Origin of the sequence: Aliivibrio finisterrensis, assembly GCF_008933155.1 — a bacterium.
Lineage (GTDB): Bacteria > Pseudomonadota > Gammaproteobacteria > Enterobacterales > Vibrionaceae > Aliivibrio > Aliivibrio finisterrensis.
Genome location: NZ_WBVP01000008.1, coordinates 96,933 through 116,927, shown reverse-complemented (window position 1 = coordinate 116,927; position 19,995 = coordinate 96,933). Strand labels below are relative to the sequence as shown.

Genomic DNA, 19,995 nt, shown 5'->3' with positions numbered 1-19,995 from the left:
AGCCTTATTTCTTTATGATCTAGATCAATAAAAGCCGAATGAGTGGTAATAAAAGCGTGAGGCGAGTAGAATGCCCCCTCAAAAAAATTATTACATAAAAACCGAAGCGAGCAATTTCATAATGAGTAGAAAACTTGAATTATTGGCACCTGGTGGTGATGTTGAAGCGATTAAAGCGGCCATCGTTGCAGGGGCAAATGCCGTGTACTGTGGTTTAGATATCTTTAACGCCCGTAACCGCGCATCCAATCTTTCATTTGATGAGCTAAATGGTGTATTGCGATTAGCTCATGAATACGGTTGTGAAGTATTTCTGACCCTAAATGTTGTTATTTTAGAGCACGAAATCAAATCATTAGTTAAGTTATTAAATCAATTAGTTAATACAACACTTGATGGTATTATCGTGCAAGATTTAGGTGTCTTTAACCTAATCAAAAAGCACTTCCCAACATTAGATGTTCACGCTTCTACTCAGTTAACGACACACAATGAAGGTCAACTTCATTTCCTTTCAAAAGTTGGCGCGTCACGTGTTAACTTATCTCGTGAATTGAACATTGATGAAATTAAAGAGATGACAGCGGTTGCTCATGAACATGACATGCTAACAGAAGTATTTGTTCATGGTTCTTTGTGTATTGCATTCTCTGGTCAATGTTACTCAAGCTCAGTAAGTGTGGGTAACTCAGGTAACCGTGGTCGTTGTAGTCAAGCGTGTCGTGATGAATACGAAGTCACGAACGTAGGTACTAAATACCCATTAAACTTAAAAGATAACTCAGCGTATTTTGAACTTCCTGAATTAGTTGATGCAAAAGTCGACTCATTGAAAATTGAAGGCCGCATTAAAGGCGCTCACTACGTATATACCGTGGTTGAAAACTGGCGTAAAAATATCAATAAATTTGTTGAGACAGGTGAGCTATATGAAGATGACTCAAATCTTCATAAAGTATTCAACCGTGGCTTAACCAACAAATTCTTGAAAGGCAATTTGACTAAAGACATGTTCATCGATAACCCTCGTGATAACAGCGTAAACTACGCGGTTGAGCAGAGTAACTCGATTGATGTAGTACAAATTCAAGAAGTTAAACAAGATCTTTACAGCGCTAAAAATGCACTGGGTGCGACACTTGAAGAAAAAGTGAAGTCATTAAGCATCGATAAAATTGCGGTTACTATTGCTTTTAAGGCAACGTTAGGCGAACCATTAACGGTCGTTGTTACGCCAAGCCAAGATGATCAAGAAACGTTTGAAGTGAAATCAACATCACTACTGAGCCAAGCTGGTCAAAAAGCGATTACAGGAAAAGAGCTAGAAAAACGCTTTAAAGGCGTGATTAACCCTAACTATGAATTACTAGGTTATGATTTCTCTGAGTTAGGTGAAAACTTAGCGGTTCCATTCCGAGAGCTGACAGAAATTAAAGATCAAGTCGCATTCTTGATGAATGGGTCTAAAGAAGTTATTAAACATACTGAAGTTGACGCATTGCCTGTCTATCCAAAAGTGGAAGAGAAGCCTAAGTTATCAATGCTGATTGCTGATGTTGCTGACTTAAATGTCTGCGATGCAACAGATGCGGATATTTACTTCAAGTTACCAGAAAGCTTCAAAAAACGTGATCGTAAGTACATCAATATTTTCTTAGAAAACCCACGTTTGATCCCATGGTTCCCGGCGGTTCTTATTGGTAAAGACTACGACGAAGCCGTTAAAGTACTTGAAGAAGTAAAACCGGCTCGTATCGTAACCAACAATACAGGTATTGCTTACAAAGCTTTTGAAATGGGTATTGAGTGGGTTGCTGGTCCATTCTTAAATACAACGAACTCACACGCGTTAGTGACAATGAAAGAAACACTAAATTGTGCAGGTGCGTTTATTTCAAATGAGATCAATAAAGGTCAGATGAAGCACATTCGTCGTCCTGAAAATTTCAAATTGGCGTACAGTATTTATCACCCAATTTTAATGATGACAAGCCGTCAGTGTTTCTTCCAACAAACAGTAGGCTGTAATAAACCAGCGATTGAAGCGGGTTGTATGCTGAAGTGTGAGAAAGCCACCACAATTACTAACGTGAAAGGCATTTCGTTCGCGGTAGATAAACAAAAAGGTGGCTACCCAAGCATCTATAACCACGAACAGTTCTTGAATATGGATATCGTGACAGATTTATCTGATTTATTTGATGAATTTTTCATTGATCTAACCAACATCGGTGGTGGTTCTAAAGAACAAGCCGATAAGATTGAGTTAGTTAAACACTTTGAAAAGCTAGTTAATGGCGATGTAAGTGTACAAGATGAATTATTCACTATGGTTCCAATTAACACTAATAACCAATACCAACAAGGTTTGTAAGACTTAGTCTATAAATGACAAAAAAAGCCGCGATAGTTCCTCGCGGTTTTTTTTGTCTATAATTTAGTAATAAAGATAAGTTTGATATAGCAGAAGTACAATTACCAACACTGAGGGAATTGACTATGGTGACACTACAACTACTAAAAATAGAAGATGCAGCAGCGTTATTAGAGTTTGAATTGGCCAACCAAGAATGGTTTGAATCCTATATTGAAGCGCGAGATGAGGATTTTTTCAGTGAAGAAGGGATCAAAGAGCACATTGATTTTTATCTTTCTGAATATGAACAAGAGCGAATTTATCCAATGTTACTGAAAAATGCCAAAGGAACCATTTGTGGGCGAGCCAATCTTTATAATATAAATAGAGAAAAAGAATCCGGTTTTATTGGTTATCGAATTGGAGAGGAATTTGTTTCTCAAGGACTCGCTACTTATGCAACTAAATTGTTGATTGATGTCGCCAGAGAGACATTAGCACTGAACCAATTAATTGCGACTACAGCGACAGATAATTTAGCCTCACAAAGAGTACTAAGTAAAAATGGCTTTAAGCAGGTGGGATTTAAACCTGAATTTACCATTGTAGATGGTGAGATAATTGATTGTTATGAATATCGTTATTTAATTAAGCAGTTCTTAGGCGTTATGTAGTTTGAGCGTAGCCGTAGGGAGGGGCTTGATATATACTTTCTTGTTTCAAAGGAATTTCGATAATGGAAATGATAATTGTCTCTTCTGAGCGACAAAAACGAATGATCATGATTTTTTCTCGCATGAAAGCAAAAATGTCAGATAAGGCACTGTTGACTAGTTTAGATTCACGCGCAGTGAACTCAACAGCTTATCCTGCCTTTAAAAAAGCACCAGATCTACGTGTTGAGCGCATTCAACTTCCATTCGGTGATGATAAAACAGGCTCACTAGATGGTGGTGATTTTTTATATCGTTACTTATCAAAAGGCTATATTTGTTTAGGTGATTTTGAAGGTCAACCAAAGCCTGATTTAGCGCCATGGGGCGTTCGATCTGTTCGGCGTCAACCTAAAATTGGTTTCGGGCTGTAATCAATTAAAACTATCATTACATGATAGCAATAACTGTATCGTACTATTTACGATCTAAGCAGAATAAAATTGGAATGGGAGTATTCTATAAAATTCATATAATGAGTTTTGTCGAGGACTTCCATGAATAAATCTAGATTTACACTCCTTGTGTTACCTCTGTTGTTTTCTTCAACCTTACCCGCAAAAGAATTTGATTTTTCAAGTTATTTTTCAATACAAGATAATAAAACAGTTTTTGATATCGGTTCGGTCAGCAAGCACATGACTGCATACCTTACCAAAGAAATTGTTATTGATAATGAAAATGAATGGGGTTTTCCTTCTTTACTCAGTGAGCTAGATATACGAATCAAATAACTACGTAATATTTTAAATATACGTAGAAAATCGTCTTTTTTGACGGTTTTTTTGCGTCAAAAAAATGTGATATTGGTTCAAAAATGACGTTAAGGCAACTGCTTATAAAATATTTTATAAACATCTTTCATTAACTATTCCCAAAAGTAAAACAAGGTGTAGAATACGCCTCCTTATCGGCTAACACACTATGTGTGAACTATTCCAGTGTATTGAAAATAAAGACGAATACACTTTTTAGGATATAAATGAAAAACGCATTACTTGCCCTTGTTATTTCTTTAGTCACGACTTCTTGTACTCCAATTTTTGATGGTAATTACAATCAATCAAATTCAGAATCATGCGATTGTAGTGGTGGTGTATCAAAACCAAATACATGGCAGCCCGCCTCATCAAAACCAACCCAGTCGGTCGAAGAGCAATTAGAAAATCTTGCTAATCAAGTTCATAATAAATGGGGTGACAAAGAGTTTCTTGAAGCTGGTAAGCACCGTTACGTAAAGTATCTTGATGGTTATCGTACTCGCGCACATATTGATTTTGATAAAGGTAAGATCTATGTATCGACTATTTCTCAATATCAACCTAAAGAGGTACTCAAAAAAGCCATTATAGGTACAGTTTTAATGCCTGCAGATCCATCGCATGTGGATTTATTCAGTGATAAATCGATTCCGTTGCGTGGCCGCCCATTTTTACTGGGCCAAATTAAAGATCAAGAAAATAAAGACATTGAATGGCCTTGGCGAGCAGGGCAATACGCAGATTATTTAATTGAAAATAAACTTAAAACGAAAACCATCAAAAATGGTAAAGCGTATTACGTTGAGATCTCAATGGTAGACGGCCATTTGGAACAGCGTGAATTTCAATATGCAGATTTGATCAAAAAAGCATCGAAAGACTACGGAATATCAATCGATTTAATTTACGCCATTATCCAGACCGAAAGTAGTTTTAACCCTTATGCTGTAAGCCATGCTGGGGCCTATGGTTTAATGCAGGTTATCCCAAAAACGGCAGGGGCAGATGTGTTTAAACTAGTTAAAAATAAATCAGGTATCCCAACAAAAGAGTACTTGTTCAATCCTGCGAATAACATTGATACAGGCACAGCGTATTTTTATATCCTGAAAAATAGATACTTACGAGATATCAAACACGCAACCAATAAGCATTACAGTATGATATCTGCTTATAATGGAGGTTCTGGTGGGGTATTTTCTACGTTTGATACAAGCAAAACTAAAGCTATTGGTGAAATCAACAGTTTAAAACCAGAACAGCTATATTGGGCATTAACCAATAAACACCCTAAGGCAGAAGCGCGTCGTTATCTTGAAAAAGTATTAAAGTTTCAAAAAGAATTTAATGACAAAGCGTAGAGAGAATATGTTGATTGGGAAGATGAACAAATTGAATTATACATTATCAGTACAATTTGTTAACATGTCTCCTTGTTTAAATACAATTAAAATAGTTGGTGGTAACGCTAGATTGAAGCAGATTTTCTTGTGTTTTTTGTGTTTATATTCCTCACTTTCATGGTCGCTTGAACTAACCAAAGACGAAAGTGAATGGCTTAAAAATAATAAAAACTTTACATTTTATAATGATAATTATGATTCAAGACTTTTCTTTATTGAAAATGGCGTTCAAAAAGGGTTATACAGCTATTTAGTAGCGGATATTAATAAAAAATTAAATACAAAATTTACCGTGCAAGTGGAAGATATCGATGTATTACATGACAAGTTTAGTAATTTAGATTCTGGTGTGTATTTTGATTTTGCGAATACAAAAGAGAGACGTGAAAGCTACTTTTTTGTCCCTACACTATATCGAGTTAGTACAAAAGTATTCTTTAGAGATACCTCAATTATTGAAGATCTAGTTAGTTTGAATAATAAGAAAGTAGGTCTTATTGATGATTGGTACTCTACCACTAACTTTGTAAATCAATACGCTGACGAAATAGATTATATTCCGGTTAAATTTAATACGCTAAGTGAATTAGTTGCAGCACTCAATGCAGGAGAGATTGATGCCTTTGTTGCTGATACACAGGTGATCACAGACAAAGCGTATCCGACTCTTAATTTACCTCGGTTAGAGAACTTATATACGTCATTTGCAATCTCAAAGGATTACATTGAACTCAACAGCATCTTAATCAAATATTTTACTGAACTAGAGTCAAAAGAAGTAAAAGAGATGGTTATAAAATCTCGCGAAGATTACTTCATCTATTTATTTAAAAAGAGCGAAGAGCTTAAAGGCTTAACGGTTAGTGTTGGGTATGGTGTTAATGAGTTTCCTGCCAGTTACTATGTTAATAATGAATATCATGGAATAGCCCCAACACTTTTCGACAGTATTAAATTAATATTTAAAGATGTTGTGACGTTTATTGAACCAGTAATCGGAGAGTGCAACGAGTATGATGTTTTATTGTCGGTGTATAATAATAAGTGCATAACAGACAACTACTTCTTAACTAAGCCATATTATACCTTTGAGCTATCAGTTTTTAATAAGTTAGAAGGAAACTTCATTTCAGAGATTGGGGATGTTAACTACTCAACCGTTGGGATGTTAAAAGACGCCTATTACTATGATTATGTAAAAAATAATACGTTAAATATAAAAATGGTATTTTTTGATACTTTTGATGAAATTATCAAAGCCGTAGATGATGGGATCGTCGATTACGCCTTTGGGGATCAACGATTATTGCTTAATCACACAATTAATTATGATATGTTCGATCTAAAAATAGCAGGTACATTAACAGAAAAAGCTTCTGTCTATATCGCTGTAAAAAAAGAGCATAAGGCATTGTTTAACGCGATTAATCTTATATCGATAAGTTCAGATAATGAACGGTTAATTAAAAATATCTATATTAATAAAAATGAAAAATACCAAAGAAATGATTTATGGGCATTAATCAGTATTTTGAGTGTTTGCATACTCATTATCGCTCTTTTACTTATTCGAGATTTTCTTGCGAAAAAAACACAGCACCGACTGTTAACTATGAACGAGTCCTTGATTGGTTCATTAGAGATGGCGTCTTTGTACAGTGATGAAGAGACCAGTGAGCACAATAAACGGATAAATATTTATTCTGAGCACTTATCAAACCTTTTGAAGATGCCAAAAGCATTTGTTGAGGATATCCGTATGATTGCTTCGCTGCATGATATCGGCAAAATTGGTATCCCTCATTACATATTAAAGAAACCAGGTAAACTTGATCCTGATGAATTCGATGTGATGAAGCAACACGTTAACATTGGCTATGAGATCATAAAGAATACAGAATTAAGTTCTATAACCAAAAATATCGTGCTTTACCATCATGAAAAATGGAACGGAAAAGGGTATTTAAACTTAGCTGGTGAAGATATTCCAATTGAAGCAAGAATCGTGACTATTGTTGATGTGTATGATGCACTAAGACAAAAACGGGTTTATAAAGAAGGGTTCACTCATGAGGTTGCAATAGAGATTATTGCCGAGGAAAGAGGTGTCTCTTTTGATCCTATGATTGTAGATCTGTTTTTACATAATCATGAAGAGTTTAGAACTATTTTTGAGAATAATCAGTAGGTAGAAGCAGGGGCTAGAACCTAGCCCCTAAATATTAGTCCCCAAGCGCAGCTTCGCCTTTCACGTCAAAATTGATTTTTTCATGGCCAGCAAATACTTGGAAGCGTTTACCTTTAGCGCGAGCAATAATCGTAATGCCAAATTTCTGCGCCAAATCTAAGCCCATTTGCGTTACGCCTGAGCGAGAAAGTAAAACGGGAATGCCCATTTGAGCAACTTTAATGACCATTTCTGAGGTTAAACGGCCCGTAGTGTAAAACAGTTTGTCATCACCATTTTCTTGTTTGAGCCATAACTCACCCGCTAAGGTATCTACCGCATTATGGCGACCGACATCTTCCACAAATGAAAGCACTTTATTGTCTTTGCACACCGCACAACCATGAACCGCGCCAGCCGCTTTATAGGTGTCATTGTGATAAGTCAGCGCTTCTAACGATTGATAAAGATCAGATTGGTTAATCGTCACTTGTGGTACTTGATAGTTTTCAAGCTGCTTCATTACGTTGCCATACATGGTGCCTTGACCGCAACCAGAAGTAACCGTCTTCTTCTTTAGGTTTTCTTTTACATGTTCAGTGGTTTCTTTGGTATTTACCGCCGCTGTTTTAGTTTCCCAATCAATAATGACGGATTCTAAAAGAGAAGCATCGGTAACAAAATGCTGGTTTTTTAAGTAGCCTAAAACTAACTCCGCAGGGCGAGCACCAAGCGTCATTAACGTTACCACTTCTTGCCAATTCAACATAACGGTTAAAGGTTGTTCGCAAGCGATCTCTTTTGTCAGTTTTTCGCCATATTCGTCATACACATCCACAGAGATGGTTTGGCTTGGTACAGCACCTGTTGTAATTATTGTTGGTGATGGTTGATTCACAGCAACGCTCCAAAAAATTAATAAAGACTTGATAAAATAGGCAAATACTATACCACTCTTAATAAAATGAAAGGAGTTGGTATAAGGTTTGCTTTAATTTAGGTAATTATAATCGACATAACGTAGGTGACTTGTGGGTAAAAAGACAGAAAACCAATGGCCACTTCAGTTTGAAGTGATTGAAGAAATCAAACAAGTAGGGCGTTGGAGCGCACCATCATGGCGCATTGGTGACGTTCATCTTTATGAGTCAAAAACACAAGCAGCACAAAGCAATGGCATCTTGTTTGAGCGTGAGCTAGAAATATTCTTAGATGAACGAACTGATTACCGTTTTAACTTAAGCTCTCAAGATCCAAAACTATTTTTTGCCTTTGAAAATGATAATGACGTACTCATCCCAGTGATGATTACTGCTTCACAAAGCTTGATAGGGCAATACATGGATGGTGATTACGTTGTGTTATCCATTGGAATGCCACTACCAGTACAAGCATGGTTAGAAGCTTTTATCGGCAAAAACGGTGAACTGATAGAAGTTCGTAGAAAGAAACGTAAAGGTGCGGGGCGCGCAAGTGAGCAACTTCCTAAGTAGATGGGCACTGAGAAAACAGAAGGTAAAACAAGGTGAAGAGGTCAGTGATGAGCCTATTCAAGCATCGTCAACACCTGTTATTGAAGCCTCTGTCGAGGATGTTGAAACAACATCAATCCTAGAAGAATCAGAAGTAACGCCTGAGATCGATCTGCCTACCGAGGCCGATCTGGGTGAAATTACAGGAACCAGCAATGTCAGCCAATTTATGGCAACAGGGGTAGATAAAAACCTGAAAAAAGCCGCATTGCGTAAGATGTTTTTTAATCCTGAATTTGCAATGGAAGATGAGCCAAACTACTCAACACCACCAAAGCTGGATAGTGAAACCGCAGCCAAATTAAGAGATTGGATGGTAGAGCCAGTTGAAGAAGAAGGCGAGATCGAGCAAGAGTCAGTGGCAGAGGAATTATCAGAATCATTATCAAAAGAAGCATCAGAACAACAAGAATTAACCGTTAAAAATGAAGCAATAAATAGTAATGATAATGAATATCAATACGTTACTGGCGACGAAAAAGCCTCAAGTGAGACAAAAAAGACCATTTAAACAATCGGGACATTTTGAACCAAGGTGAGACAAAATGTCCCGACAAAAAACACCGCCTGCCAAATAGTCTAAAAATACCGCATTTTACCCAATTAATATTTCTAATTATTACCCATTAAGTTGGTACGGTTATTGCGATATAGCACCTAGAAACCAGTCTTAGAACTGAATAGGCCCAAATGGGGTCAAGAATAGGTGAAGCAATGTTAACCCAATTTTTAGCACAATCTGAAACAACGAATGCCAAAGCGCGTCAGTTCGCTATTGCGCAAACCGTTGAGTTAAACAACTTAATCCCACCAACGGTGAGCTACGAAAGCCGTGGTAACTTGATCATCATTGGACCTACTAGCATTATTGTTGATGTTGCCGAGCAGTTCTCAGAGCTGAACAGCATCACACTGGTATCAACCGAATCTGATGCACACGATAAGAAGACTGAAAAAACGGTTTACCACGCTAAAGATCTAAGCATCAAAGGCTTTTTAGGCGCATTTGATGTTGAGTGTACGCTAAATGGTGAACGCGTTAATCTTGCAAAAGCAACCATTGGCGCCGCTGCATTCGATCTTGTGTTAGACATGAAACTAGACAGCGTAATGTCAGAGCAAGTGCCAGTACCGGGTTACTATCCTGTAGGTCGTGGTTACCCAACGCTTGCACAAGTGCTTGATGAATTACCAGCGCTTGTTGGTACGTTTGATAAACCAAAATACTTTCGCTTAAATCCAGAGTTATGTGCACACAGTTCACGTGGCGTAAAAGGGTGTGAGCGTTGTGTTGATGCTTGTCCTGCTGGCGCACTAACCAGTGAAGGCTCTGAGCAAACAGGCCACCACATTCAAATTAACCCATATCTGTGTCAAGGGGTTGGTACCTGTGCAACGGCTTGCCCGACTGAAGCCATCAGCTATGCATTGCCAGAAGCGGAGAAAACACAAAACTTCGCAGCCCGTCTATTAGCAAACTACAAGAAAGAGGGTGGTGAAACACCAATTATCGCTTTCTGTAGTGATCGTCATGAAAACTTTAATGTGATGGCACTAAAAACCATGCCAGATCATGTTATCCCAGTAGTTCTTGATGAGCTTCTTTCTGTCGGTATTGATACCTGGTTCTCTGCACTTGTTAATGGTGCAGCGCAAGTTCTGTTTATCGCAAGCCGTAGAATGCCAGAAACCATTCAGCGTGTATTAACTCAAGAAGTTGAAATCGCAAAGGATTTCTTATCTCAACTAGAGTTAGATCCTCAACGCATCCAAGTGGTTTACATGGAAGCGTTACACGAGATGACGCTTATCGATACGCCATTAGCAGTAATTGACCAACCATTAACGGGTAATAAACGTGCACGTTTAATGGGCGCGTTAGATCACCTTGCTGCTGATGCGACATCAAACAATATCGAAATTACTGAAATTCAATCTCTTCCTTCTCATGCGCCTTATGGCAGTGTGAGCTGTGAAACGAAAGACTGTACTTTATGTATGAGTTGTGTGGCGGTTTGTCCAACTCGTGCACTTCATAGTGATCCCGATTCACCAACATTAAAATTCATTGAGCAAGATTGTGTTCAATGTGGCCTTTGTGTCAGCGCGTGTCCAGAAAAAGTATTGAGCATGAAAGTGCAAATGAACTGGAGCCAAACACAGCGTCAAGAAACACAAATCATGCATAAAGAAGATGCCGCGTGTTGTATTACTTGTGGAACGCCTTTCGCTCCAGCATCAATGATTGAAATGCTAAGAATTAAGTTACAGGGTAACCCGCACTTTAGTGATGAAGCCTCTATTAGCCGTCTATACATGTGTGAAGATTGTCGAGTAAAAGACATCTTTACTGATCTGTCTGCAAACCCAGAAAAACAATTAAAGGTGTAATGACCATGAATGAACAACAGCAAGTAAGACAAGAAATCTATGGTTTATTAGCGCATTTGTTTCGTATTGCACCAGATCAAATGGTGATTGATTGGTTAAGTACGCTTGAAGTAGAAAGTAACGATGATCATGCAATGAGTAAAGCATGGTCTGTTATTTCAAAAGCGGCTCAAGAATCAAATCAAGAAGCCCTAACAGACGAATACCAAAATTTATTCATTGGCGTTGGCCGTGGTGAAGTGATGCCGTTTGGCTCATGGCACATAGCGGGCGCTTTAATGGAAAAACCGTTAGTTGCCCTTCGCCAAGATCTTATGCAATTAGGTTTTGAGCGAGCAGATGACGTAAAAGAGCCTGAAGATCATATATCAGCATTATGTGAAGTTATGGCGATGCTTATTGAAGCGAGTGATGCAGAAGTTCTGCAACAACGATTCTTTAATCGCCATATTCAACCTTGGTATGTCGCACTGTGTGAGCAAATCAATAACGCTGAAAATGCGGATTTCTACAAATCAGTGACACAACTAGTAGAGGCGTTTTTCATTGTAGAACAAACGCGCTTTGCAAAAAATCCAAACGCAATTGAAGTCACAGAAGTATAAAAGTTGTTGTGACTTAAAAGAATTAAAACCATAAAAACAAACGCCCATTCCAAGTACATTGGAAGCAAAGGAGCATTGAATGAGCAATAAAAATACGGACCTAAACCGCCGCACACTACTGAAGGGCCTTGCAACTGCAGCTGCCGCAGGAACAGTAGCTGCTGCCGTTTCAGGAACAGCAAGTGCAAGCACAGTAACGGATAAAAAAGACGTTGAGAAGAAAGGCGATGGATATCGCGAAACTCAACACATTCGTGACTATTACGATAGCCTATAACGGAGCTTAATAATGAAATTAACTAAACGTTCCGATTCGGTACAAAAGCAAGAGAACCAGCTGGGCATTACACGTCGTATGTTCATGCGTACTTCAACGATTGCTGCGGGTGCAGTAGCAAGTGCAAGCATGTTTGTTCCAAGCATGATGAAAAAAGCACAAGCGAAAGAAGTGCCAGTTGATGCACCAACAGAAGTGAAACGTACAATTTGTTCTCACTGTTCTGTTGGTTGTGGTATCTACGCTGAAGTACAAAATGGCGTATGGACTGGTCAAGAGCCAGCATTCGATCACCCATTTAACGCAGGCGGTCACTGTGCAAAAGGCGCAGCACTGCGTGAGCATGGTCATGGCGAGCGTCGTCTAAAATACCCAATGAAGCTAGAAAATGGCAAATGGGTAAAACTGTCTTGGGATCAAGCTATCGAAGAGATCGGCAACAAAGCACTTGAGATCCGTAAAGAATCAGGTCCAGACTCAGTGTACTGGTTAGGTTCTGCGAAGCACAACAACGAACAAGCGTATTTGTACCGTAAAATGGCGTCACTATGGGGTACAAACAACGTCGATCACCAAGCGCGTATTTGTCACTCAACCACAGTAGCCGGTGTTGCAAACACTTGGGGCTATGGTGCAATGACGAACTCATTCAATGACATGCATAACTGTAAATCCATGCTATTCATTGGTTCAAACCCTGCAGAAGCACACCCAGTAGCAATGCAACATATTCTGATCGCAAAAGAGAAGAATGGTTGTAAGATCGTTGTTGCCGACCCACGTCGTACACGTACAGCAGCAAAAGCGGATCACTATGTTTCATTGCGTCCGGGTTCAGACGTTGCCTTCATTTGGGGCGTTTTGTACCACGTTTTTGCAAACAAATGGGAAGATCAAGAATTCATTAACCAACGTGTGTTTGGTATGGATGAGATCCGCACAGAAGTAGCAAAATGGAATCCAGCAGAAGTTGAGCGCGTAACAGGCATTACAGAAGCTGAAGTGTACGAAACGGCAAAACTGCTGTCAGAAAACCGTCCAGGTTGTGTTGTTTGGTGTATGGGTGGTACTCAACATACAACAGGTAACAACAACACGCGTGCTTACTGTGTACTAGAACTTGCACTTGGTAACATGGGTAAATCAGGCGGCGGCGCAAACATCTTCCGTGGTCACGATAACGTACAAGGCGCAACGGACTTAGGTGTTCTTTCAGATACGCTTCCTGGCTACTACGGTGTTGGTGAAGGCGCATGGAAACACTGGACTAAAGTATGGGATCTAGATTACGAGTGGGTTAAAAACCGATTCGACCAAGGTAAATACAACGGCAAAACGCCAATGAATAACTTTGGTATTCCTGTATCTCGTTGGGTTGATGGTGTTTTAGAAGACAAAGCAAACATCGAACAAAACGACAATATCCGTGCAATGTTCTACTGGGGTCACGCAGTAAACTCACAAACACGTGGTACTGAGATCAGAAAAGCAATGAAACAACTGGATATGATGGTTATCGTTGATCCATACCCAACCGTTGCAGCAGTAATGAACGATCGTACCGATGGCGTATACCTTCTTCCTGCAACGACGCAGTTTGAAACGCACGGTTCAGTAACGGCATCAAACCGTTCATTCCAATGGCGTGAACAAGTCATTCAGCCGTTGTTTGAATCAAAACCTGACCACGAGATCATGTACCTACTAACTAAAAAATTAGGTTACTCAGATCAATTGTTCAAAAACATCAAAATTGATGAGAACAACCAACCTGTAATTGAAGACATTACCCGTGAATTCAACAAAGGTATGTGGACAATTGGTTACACAGGCCAAAGCCCAGAGCGTATTAAAGCGCACACAATGAACTGGCATACGTTCCACAAAACAACGCTAGAAGCAGAAGGTGGACCTGTAAACGGTGAAACCTACGGTCTTCCTTGGCCTTGTTGGGGCACGCCAGAAATGAAGCACCCAGGTACGCACATTCTTTATGATACGTCTAAACCTGTAGCGCAAGGCGGCGGTAACTTCCGTACTCGTTTTGGTGTGGAATATGAAGGTCAAAGCCTACTTGCTGAAGACAGCTACCCAGTAGGGTGTGAGATTGAAGATGGTCACCCAGAATTCACTGACAAACTGCTTAAGCAACTTGGTTGGTGGGACGATCTGACTCCAGCTGAAAAAGCAGCAGCAGAAGGTAAAAACTGGAAAACCGATCTATCTGGCGGTATTCAACGTGTTGCGATTAAACACGGTTGTATGCCTTTTGGTAATGCAAAAGCACGTGCGATTGTATGGACGTTCCCTGACCGTGTTCCACAACACCGTGAGCCGTTATACACACCACGTCGTGATTTAGTTGCTGATTACCCAACATGGGATGACCGCGCGGCTAACTTCCGTATCCCAACATTGTACAAAACAATTCAAGACCAAGATAAGTCAAAAGAATACCCGATTATTCTGACTTCAGGTCGTCTGGTTGAGTACGAAGGTGGTGGTGAAGAAACTCGTTCAAACCCATGGCTTGCAGAGCTTCAACAAGAAATGTTTGTCGAAGTTAACCCGAAAGACGCAAACGACATCGGCTTTAAAGACGGTGACATGGTTTGGGTTGAAGGTGCAGAGAAAGGTCGAATTCACGTTAAAGCAATGGTGACACGTCGTGTTAAACCTGGTTTAGCGTTCGTACCATTCCACTTTGGCGGTAAATTCCAAGGTGAAGACTTAACGACTAAGTATCCAGAAGGGACGGTTCCATACGTTATTGGCGAAGCAGCAAACACAGCAACCACTTATGGTTATGATCCTGTAACACAAATGCAGGAAACCAAAGTGACACTATGTAAAATCACGAAAGCGTAAGGGGTGATATAAAATGGCTAGAATGAAGTTCTTATGTGACACCAAGCGTTGTATTGAATGTAACGGCTGTGTCACAGCATGTAAAAACGAAAATGATGATGCACTTGAGTGGGGCATCCAACGTCGTCGCGTAGTAACACTAAACGACGGTGAGCCGGGTGAAACATCAATCTCTGTGGCATGTATGCATTGTACCGATGCGCCTTGTATGGCGGTTTGTCCTGCGGATTGTTTTGAACACACAGAAGATGGCATTGTATTGCATAACAAAGATCTTTGTATCGGTTGTGGCTACTGCCTATTTGCTTGCCCATTTGGTGCGCCGCAGTTCCCTAAACAGGGTGCGTTTGCTGAGCGTGGCAAAATGGACAAATGTACATTCTGTGCAGGTGGACCAGAAACAGAAGCAGGTTCAAAAGAAGAACGTGAAAAATACGGCGCAAACCGTATCGCAGAAGGCAAATTGCCAATGTGTGCTTCCTTATGTTCAACCAAAGCACTGCTTGCTGGTGATGCAGAGAAAGTCTCTGACATCTTCCGTCAACGTGTTGTAGAGCGTGGCGCAAAAGACGCAGGTTGGACAAACGGTGAAGACTTATCGTTCGATGCGACTAAGAGCTAATCCGGTGGAGAGAGCGATGTTGAAACAACTAAAACGTCTATCGCTTTCGTTATTGCTGCCAGTATTGGCAGCATTAACACTGACATTTACTATGCCTAGCATGGCAAATGGCAGTGTAGTCGCGAAAAGTGCAGAGAAAGAGATGACCCACCTTGGTGGTGCTGATTTTTGGCGTCAAGTGAAAGCGGGCGAAGAAGGCTATACGACGTCACAGTCACCAGAGCACGGTGTACTTATCAGTACCGCTGGCGAAACCTGGTATGTGTTAAAAGAGAAGTGGATGTCACCATTAGGTGCATTAGCGATCTTTGGTAGTTTAGCAATGGTGACACTGGCGTATTTTACCATTGGTCCCCTAAAATTAAGCAAACCAAAAACAGGACGTCGAATTCAGCGTTGGAGCAAAATGGACCGTGCATTGCACTGGAGCATGGCGTTCACGTTTTTAACGCTTGCGTTCAGTGGATTATGCTTGGTTTATGGTAAGCACTTTTTAAAGCCAGTATTACCGACTGATATTTGGGGCATGATAATTTATGCCGCGAAACAGTATCACAACTACATGGGCCCAATCTTTGGCATTTTATTAATGACTGTTTTAGTGAAATGGTGGAGAAAATCCATCGTAAACAAGACAGACATTCAATGGTTCATGAAAATGGGCGGCATGGTTGGTAAGCATAAAGGTTCGCACCCATCAGCGGGTTTCTCAAACGGTGGTGAAAAAGCGATTTTCTGGCTTTTAATCTGGTTTGGTGCCATCGCTGCGATCAGTGGTTTTGTGCTAGATTTTCCTATCTTCGGCCAATTACGCCGTGATATGGAATTATCGAACTTGATCCACATGTTCTCAGCACTGATCTTGATTTGTGGTTTCATCTTCCACATCTACATTGGTCTGTTTGGTATGGAAGCCGCACTAGAAGGCATGGTGACTGGCGATGTTGACGAAACATGGGCTAAAGAGCACCATGACTTATGGTATGAAGAAGTAAAAGACTTACCAGAGAATCAGCCAAAAGATAAAAACAGCTAATAACGAGTTAAGATTCGTATAGCGAAAATGTGTAAAACTAAAAGCCGAGCAGGGTAACTTGCTCGGCTTTTTATGTTTAAAAACAGTCTTCTCACACTTAGTCACGATGTCGATCCTATTTATCTTTGCTATATTTATTACATTCTCAAAGATTAATCTTGAATAAATAATGCTAAGAACGCTGTTGATTTGTGTAGAAGGGAGATGAAATGGAACTATTACATGAAGAAAAAATATGTTGCCCTTATTGCAATGAAGTGATTGTAATTGTCGTCGGTCCTGAAGATCTTGGCCAAGAATATATTGAAGATTGCAGCGTTTGTTGCCAACCGATTAGCGTTCAGGTTACCACCAACCTCAATGATGAATTAATGGTGATTACCAATAATGAAAATGATGCCTAATCGGTCATACTTAGATGTGATCTCTTGGTATTTATTTTGAATAAAGAGTAGTCGAACTCTTTACTAAAATAGATATGCGTTACCATTTTAATAATCCAGTAAAAATGCTCTTGATCTAAACTTAGCTTGAGGTTTTATGCTTATCCCAAATAAAAAAGAAGGGGATAGGCTATGCAAAATAACTACATAAAAGAATTAGCAATTAAGAGTTATCAGGAAGAGATAACCAGAGAATATATCAATTCAAGAAAGCGTACATTTCATTATCCAAGCTTTGTTTCTGGGCTAATTGCAGCGGTGTTTCTGGTTGGTTTTCTTTGATTTAAACGAAAAATGGAATTAAACCGAACAGGGTAACTTGCTCGGTTTTTTTGTGCCTGAAACGTAGCAAAAGCCCAATCAATACCTTTAATCTATTATTAATTATATCAATAGGTTGAGTCATAAAAAAATACAGTTCTAAAAAGGAAAAATGAAAAGAAATAGAATGAAATCCATTTATGAAAGGGTATGATGTACGAATGGAATACATACATTTTCATTAATTTTTAACGGCAAGATTCGAAATCAATAAGTTCGGTTGAGAGCTTGAGTGTATGTATAACGGTTATATTGGCAAAAGGTGAATTATGTTTACAGTGGAAGTTGATAGTGAATTGAAATTGGCACTTATTGAGCCATCTTTTGCTAAAAAGTACTTTGAAATCGTATTAAAGGAAGAAGCTTATTTATCTCAATGGCTAGCTTGGCCACTACACGCAAAATCTGAAGATTTCTTTCTACGCTTTGTGCGTAAATCGTTACTTGATTATGCCGAAGGCAAAGGAATGGTTTGTGCCATGATTTACCAAGGTGAGTTGGTTGGTAATGTCAGCTTCAATACGATTAATCATCAGTTAAAAATGGCAGAAATTGGTTATTGGCTCAGTGAGTCTTATCAAGGTAAGGGCATTATTACTCGTGCTGTGTCTAAATTAATCGAGATTGCATTCACAGATTTACAGCTTGAGAAAATTCAAATAGCAGCAGGCGAGCACAACCTACCAAGCCGTAAGGTTTGTGAGCGTTTGGGCATGACATTAGAAGGCATTATTTCTAATCGTGAAAACCTGAATGGTCGTATTATCAACCATGCTGTGTATGGTTTATCGAAGCAGCCTTTGAGTTAACCGCATAAAGCGACAGGTTGTCGTAGAAAAAGCGTTAGCTGCTCTAGAGATAAATTGTACTTTAGTAGATAATATATGCAGTTATTCAACCATTTATGAAGTAGAAGTATGACAACATCGGATATAGTCATTTCAATAGTGATAGGATTTACAGTAAATCTAATTACGCCAATGATCAGGAATTGGTTGGTTGCAGTATATTCAAATGTTCGGGTTCAAATTAAAGGTACAAGTAAGAGTTTTTTAACTAGTCAACTGAAACGCTTACAAGATAACCTTGCATGGTACGAAGAAAAGATTGGTAGTGACGCTTTTTTAAAGTGGCTTCTTCCACACCTATTTACTCAGCTAGTGTGGCTGTGTTTTACTGTTATCGCCCTGGTTTCTTCGAATGTTTTTCGTAGTAACCCAGAACTTTCATCTACTTTCACAGAATGGTTCGACATTGGGATACTGATAATGGCTACTCGCCAAGCAATAATGTTCATTCTTCTTGGTGGTGAAGTTCAGAAAGTCCTGTCTATCGATGAAACAAGGTCACGTATCTGTAAGCAAATAATCGACATCGAATCAGAATTAAAACGCAGCTGACAAAGCGTTCAAGACAGATTCGTAATGTTTGGCATTTTTTCCATGCGTTGACTTTAGTGATTAAGGTGGTGTGCGGAAACACCGCATTGCGTTGCTCACTACTTAAGCTGCGTTAGGTAAAATCAACAAAACAACTTCAACTCTGGAATATTCAGTGACTATTAAGAATGATGAAATGGCTCAGTCCTATAGGAAAAGTGTTTTTTTAACCGCTTCATTGTTGTTTGTTTATACAATTGCCGGCGGTAGTATCCAAGGTGAGTTAAGCCTATTAGGGGCAACTTTTAAATTTTCTCGGCCTGAGTATTTGGAATATTTAGGCGTCGCTTTAGTCATGTTTTTTACATGGAGTCATTGGCAAGTTTCTGATGTTGAGCGAAAGGAACTGTTTGCATTAATGTACATGTGTAAAAACTCAGATGAGATCAAAAAGTTCAGCTTATGGAACTGGCTTGCTTTGAGTGTAGGAGTTAGCGAAGTTGAAAATTATTCAATAAGTATAATTAATTGGCAAGACACGCAAATTTTCAAAATCGACCCTGTCACAGGTTTGCCTGAGATACTGACAAAAAAACGTGATGCAAAAATTATTGTGCTTACTCTGAGTGCAATGAATTTTATTAGTATTTGCATTACTAACCCGGCCTTTCGAAATGCTGTCTTACCCGAGATACTAGCTTTGATTTCCTTGGTTACTTACATTAACAGTAATTACCAAAACTGGGTGTTAAATTTTACCTAACAAATAAGGATTAAGCGCTGCGCACCCAGCGTTAAACCCCGGGTGTTGAACAAGCCCGTAGCTACTTCTTTATAGTAAATTGTACGATCTAGTTTGGTGGGCGCATCGTCTTGACTCTTTTCTCAAGGCGAGTGAGGCCCAGATAAGATTACGATAATAATTTTATCAATGGGTTAGCTATTTTTAAAATCGTCTTATATGTTGTTTCTCCTCTGGTTTAACCTCAGCCATTATCCTTATTATGTTTGCCTTTCGGCTATCTTTGCCGCGAAGCGACTTCGTTCAACAAAGCAATCAACACGATACTTATTACACTCGGCATTCGTGGTTTAGAGTATAATTGGATTGGTAATTAAGG

The 19,995-nt window shown here is 39.3% G+C and carries 19 protein-coding genes; 18 read left to right on the top strand and 1 reads right to left on the bottom strand.

The window, feature by feature from the left end:
- Positions 1-121 precede the first annotated feature (121 nt).
- From F8B77_RS09270 to F8B77_RS09245, 6 genes are all read left to right on the top strand, one after another.
- Positions 122-2,374: a peptidase U32 family protein gene (locus F8B77_RS09270; protein ID WP_151655113.1), complete on the top strand. Its 2,253-nt coding sequence runs from the start codon at positions 122-124 to the stop codon at positions 2,372-2,374.
- Between the two features lie 125 nt (positions 2,375-2,499).
- Entirely contained in the window at positions 2,500-3,030 is a 531-nt protein-coding gene (locus tag F8B77_RS09265; RefSeq protein WP_151655112.1) for a GNAT family N-acetyltransferase, read from the top strand.
- 62 nt (positions 3,031-3,092) lie between these two features.
- Positions 3,093-3,443 carry a hypothetical protein gene (locus F8B77_RS09260; protein ID WP_151655111.1) on the top strand — a complete coding sequence of 117 codons (351 nt, stop codon included), beginning with the start codon at positions 3,093-3,095 and terminating at the stop codon, positions 3,441-3,443.
- A 123-nt stretch (positions 3,444-3,566) separates the two neighbouring features.
- Positions 3,567-3,803, top strand: a complete 237-nt coding sequence (locus F8B77_RS09255) for a hypothetical protein (protein WP_151655110.1) — start codon at positions 3,567-3,569, stop codon at positions 3,801-3,803.
- Between the two features lie 248 nt (positions 3,804-4,051).
- Positions 4,052-5,191 (top strand): membrane-bound lytic murein transglycosylase MltC, encoded by a 1,140-nt coding sequence (gene mltC / locus F8B77_RS09250; RefSeq protein ID WP_151655109.1) that lies wholly within the window; start codon positions 4,052-4,054, stop codon positions 5,189-5,191.
- Positions 5,178-7,421: an HD domain-containing phosphohydrolase gene (locus F8B77_RS09245; protein WP_244298240.1), complete on the top strand. Its 2,244-nt coding sequence runs from the start codon at positions 5,178-5,180 to the stop codon at positions 7,419-7,421. Before mltC ends, F8B77_RS09245 begins: the two co-directional genes overlap by 14 nt.
- Positions 7,422-7,455: 34 nt before the next feature.
- Here the strand turns inward: F8B77_RS09245 and F8B77_RS09240 are convergent, their stop codons facing one another.
- Entirely contained in the window at positions 7,456-8,298 is an 843-nt protein-coding gene (locus F8B77_RS09240) for a formate dehydrogenase accessory sulfurtransferase FdhD (protein WP_151655108.1), read from the bottom strand.
- A gap of 133 nt (positions 8,299-8,431) precedes the next feature.
- Between F8B77_RS09240 and F8B77_RS09235 the strand changes: the two genes are divergently transcribed.
- The 12 genes from F8B77_RS09235 (at position 8,432) to F8B77_RS09175 (ending at position 19,637) form a co-directional block, all read left to right on the top strand.
- On the top strand, positions 8,432-8,893 hold the full coding sequence (locus F8B77_RS09235) for a DUF3305 domain-containing protein (RefSeq protein ID WP_151655107.1): 462 nt from the start codon (positions 8,432-8,434) through the stop codon (positions 8,891-8,893).
- Positions 8,874-9,443 carry a DUF3306 domain-containing protein gene (locus tag F8B77_RS09230; protein WP_151655106.1) on the top strand — a complete coding sequence of 190 codons (570 nt, stop codon included), beginning with the start codon at positions 8,874-8,876 and terminating at the stop codon, positions 9,441-9,443. The genes F8B77_RS09235 and F8B77_RS09230 overlap by 20 nt, the downstream gene beginning before the upstream one ends.
- Before the next feature lie 203 nt (positions 9,444-9,646).
- Entirely contained in the window at positions 9,647-11,323 is a 1,677-nt protein-coding gene (locus tag F8B77_RS09225; protein WP_167512793.1) for a 4Fe-4S dicluster domain-containing protein, read from the top strand.
- A 5-nt stretch (positions 11,324-11,328) separates the two neighbouring features.
- The gene (locus F8B77_RS09220; RefSeq protein WP_151655104.1) at positions 11,329-11,928 is read left to right on the top strand and encodes a TorD/DmsD family molecular chaperone; all 600 of its coding nucleotides are present in this window, start codon (positions 11,329-11,331) and stop codon (positions 11,926-11,928) included.
- Between the two features lie 79 nt (positions 11,929-12,007).
- Positions 12,008-12,205, top strand: coding sequence for a twin-arginine translocation signal domain-containing protein (locus F8B77_RS09215; RefSeq protein ID WP_045101998.1), 198 nt, complete (start codon positions 12,008-12,010; stop codon positions 12,203-12,205).
- 12 nt (positions 12,206-12,217) lie between these two features.
- A complete protein-coding gene (locus tag F8B77_RS09210) occupies positions 12,218-15,073 on the top strand; it encodes a formate dehydrogenase subunit alpha (RefSeq protein ID WP_151655103.1) in 2,856 nt (951 codons plus the stop codon).
- 13 nt (positions 15,074-15,086) lie between these two features.
- On the top strand, positions 15,087-15,695 hold the full coding sequence (gene fdh3B, locus F8B77_RS09205) for a formate dehydrogenase FDH3 subunit beta (protein ID WP_045102000.1): 609 nt from the start codon (positions 15,087-15,089) through the stop codon (positions 15,693-15,695).
- Between the two features lie 16 nt (positions 15,696-15,711).
- Entirely contained in the window at positions 15,712-16,731 is a 1,020-nt protein-coding gene (locus tag F8B77_RS09200; protein WP_151655102.1) for a formate dehydrogenase subunit gamma, read from the top strand.
- A gap of 209 nt (positions 16,732-16,940) precedes the next feature.
- Positions 16,941-17,135 (top strand): zinc ribbon domain-containing protein, encoded by a 195-nt coding sequence (locus F8B77_RS09195; RefSeq protein ID WP_151655101.1) that lies wholly within the window; start codon positions 16,941-16,943, stop codon positions 17,133-17,135.
- Between the two features lie 629 nt (positions 17,136-17,764).
- Positions 17,765-18,304: a GNAT family N-acetyltransferase gene (locus F8B77_RS09190; protein ID WP_151655100.1), complete on the top strand. Its 540-nt coding sequence runs from the start codon at positions 17,765-17,767 to the stop codon at positions 18,302-18,304.
- A 108-nt stretch (positions 18,305-18,412) separates the two neighbouring features.
- Entirely contained in the window at positions 18,413-18,895 is a 483-nt protein-coding gene (locus F8B77_RS09185; RefSeq protein WP_151655099.1) for a hypothetical protein, read from the top strand.
- Positions 18,896-19,049: 154 nt separating this feature from the next.
- Positions 19,050-19,637, top strand: a complete 588-nt coding sequence (locus F8B77_RS09175; protein WP_151655098.1) for a hypothetical protein — start codon at positions 19,050-19,052, stop codon at positions 19,635-19,637.
- The last annotated feature ends 358 nt before the right edge of the window (positions 19,638-19,995 follow it).

What these genes read in the sequence shown, in the direction of transcription:
- F8B77_RS09245 (WP_244298240.1), top strand. Translation starts at nt 5,178, where the DNA reads ATGACAAAGCGTAGAGAGAATATGTTGATTGGGAAGATGAACAAATTG.
- F8B77_RS09260 (WP_151655111.1), top strand. Translation starts at nt 3,093, where the DNA reads ATGGAAATGATAATTGTCTCTTCTGAGCGACAAAAACGAATGATCATG.
- F8B77_RS09195 (WP_151655101.1), top strand. Translation starts at nt 16,941, where the DNA reads ATGGAACTATTACATGAAGAAAAAATATGTTGCCCTTATTGCAATGAA.
- fdh3B (WP_045102000.1), top strand. Translation starts at nt 15,087, where the DNA reads ATGGCTAGAATGAAGTTCTTATGTGACACCAAGCGTTGTATTGAATGT.
- F8B77_RS09265 (WP_151655112.1), top strand. Translation starts at nt 2,500, where the DNA reads ATGGTGACACTACAACTACTAAAAATAGAAGATGCAGCAGCGTTATTA.
- F8B77_RS09225 (WP_167512793.1), top strand. Translation starts at nt 9,647, where the DNA reads ATGTTAACCCAATTTTTAGCACAATCTGAAACAACGAATGCCAAAGCG.
- F8B77_RS09190 (WP_151655100.1), top strand. Translation starts at nt 17,765, where the DNA reads ATGTTTACAGTGGAAGTTGATAGTGAATTGAAATTGGCACTTATTGAG.
- F8B77_RS09185 (WP_151655099.1), top strand. Translation starts at nt 18,413, where the DNA reads ATGACAACATCGGATATAGTCATTTCAATAGTGATAGGATTTACAGTA.
- F8B77_RS09215 (WP_045101998.1), top strand. Translation starts at nt 12,008, where the DNA reads ATGAGCAATAAAAATACGGACCTAAACCGCCGCACACTACTGAAGGGC.
- F8B77_RS09220 (WP_151655104.1), top strand. Translation starts at nt 11,329, where the DNA reads ATGAATGAACAACAGCAAGTAAGACAAGAAATCTATGGTTTATTAGCG.
- F8B77_RS09270 (WP_151655113.1), top strand. Translation starts at nt 122, where the DNA reads ATGAGTAGAAAACTTGAATTATTGGCACCTGGTGGTGATGTTGAAGCG.
- F8B77_RS09200 (WP_151655102.1), top strand. Translation starts at nt 15,712, where the DNA reads ATGTTGAAACAACTAAAACGTCTATCGCTTTCGTTATTGCTGCCAGTA.
- F8B77_RS09210 (WP_151655103.1), top strand. Translation starts at nt 12,218, where the DNA reads ATGAAATTAACTAAACGTTCCGATTCGGTACAAAAGCAAGAGAACCAG.
- F8B77_RS09255 (WP_151655110.1), top strand. Translation starts at nt 3,567, where the DNA reads ATGAATAAATCTAGATTTACACTCCTTGTGTTACCTCTGTTGTTTTCT.
- mltC (WP_151655109.1), top strand. Translation starts at nt 4,052, where the DNA reads ATGAAAAACGCATTACTTGCCCTTGTTATTTCTTTAGTCACGACTTCT.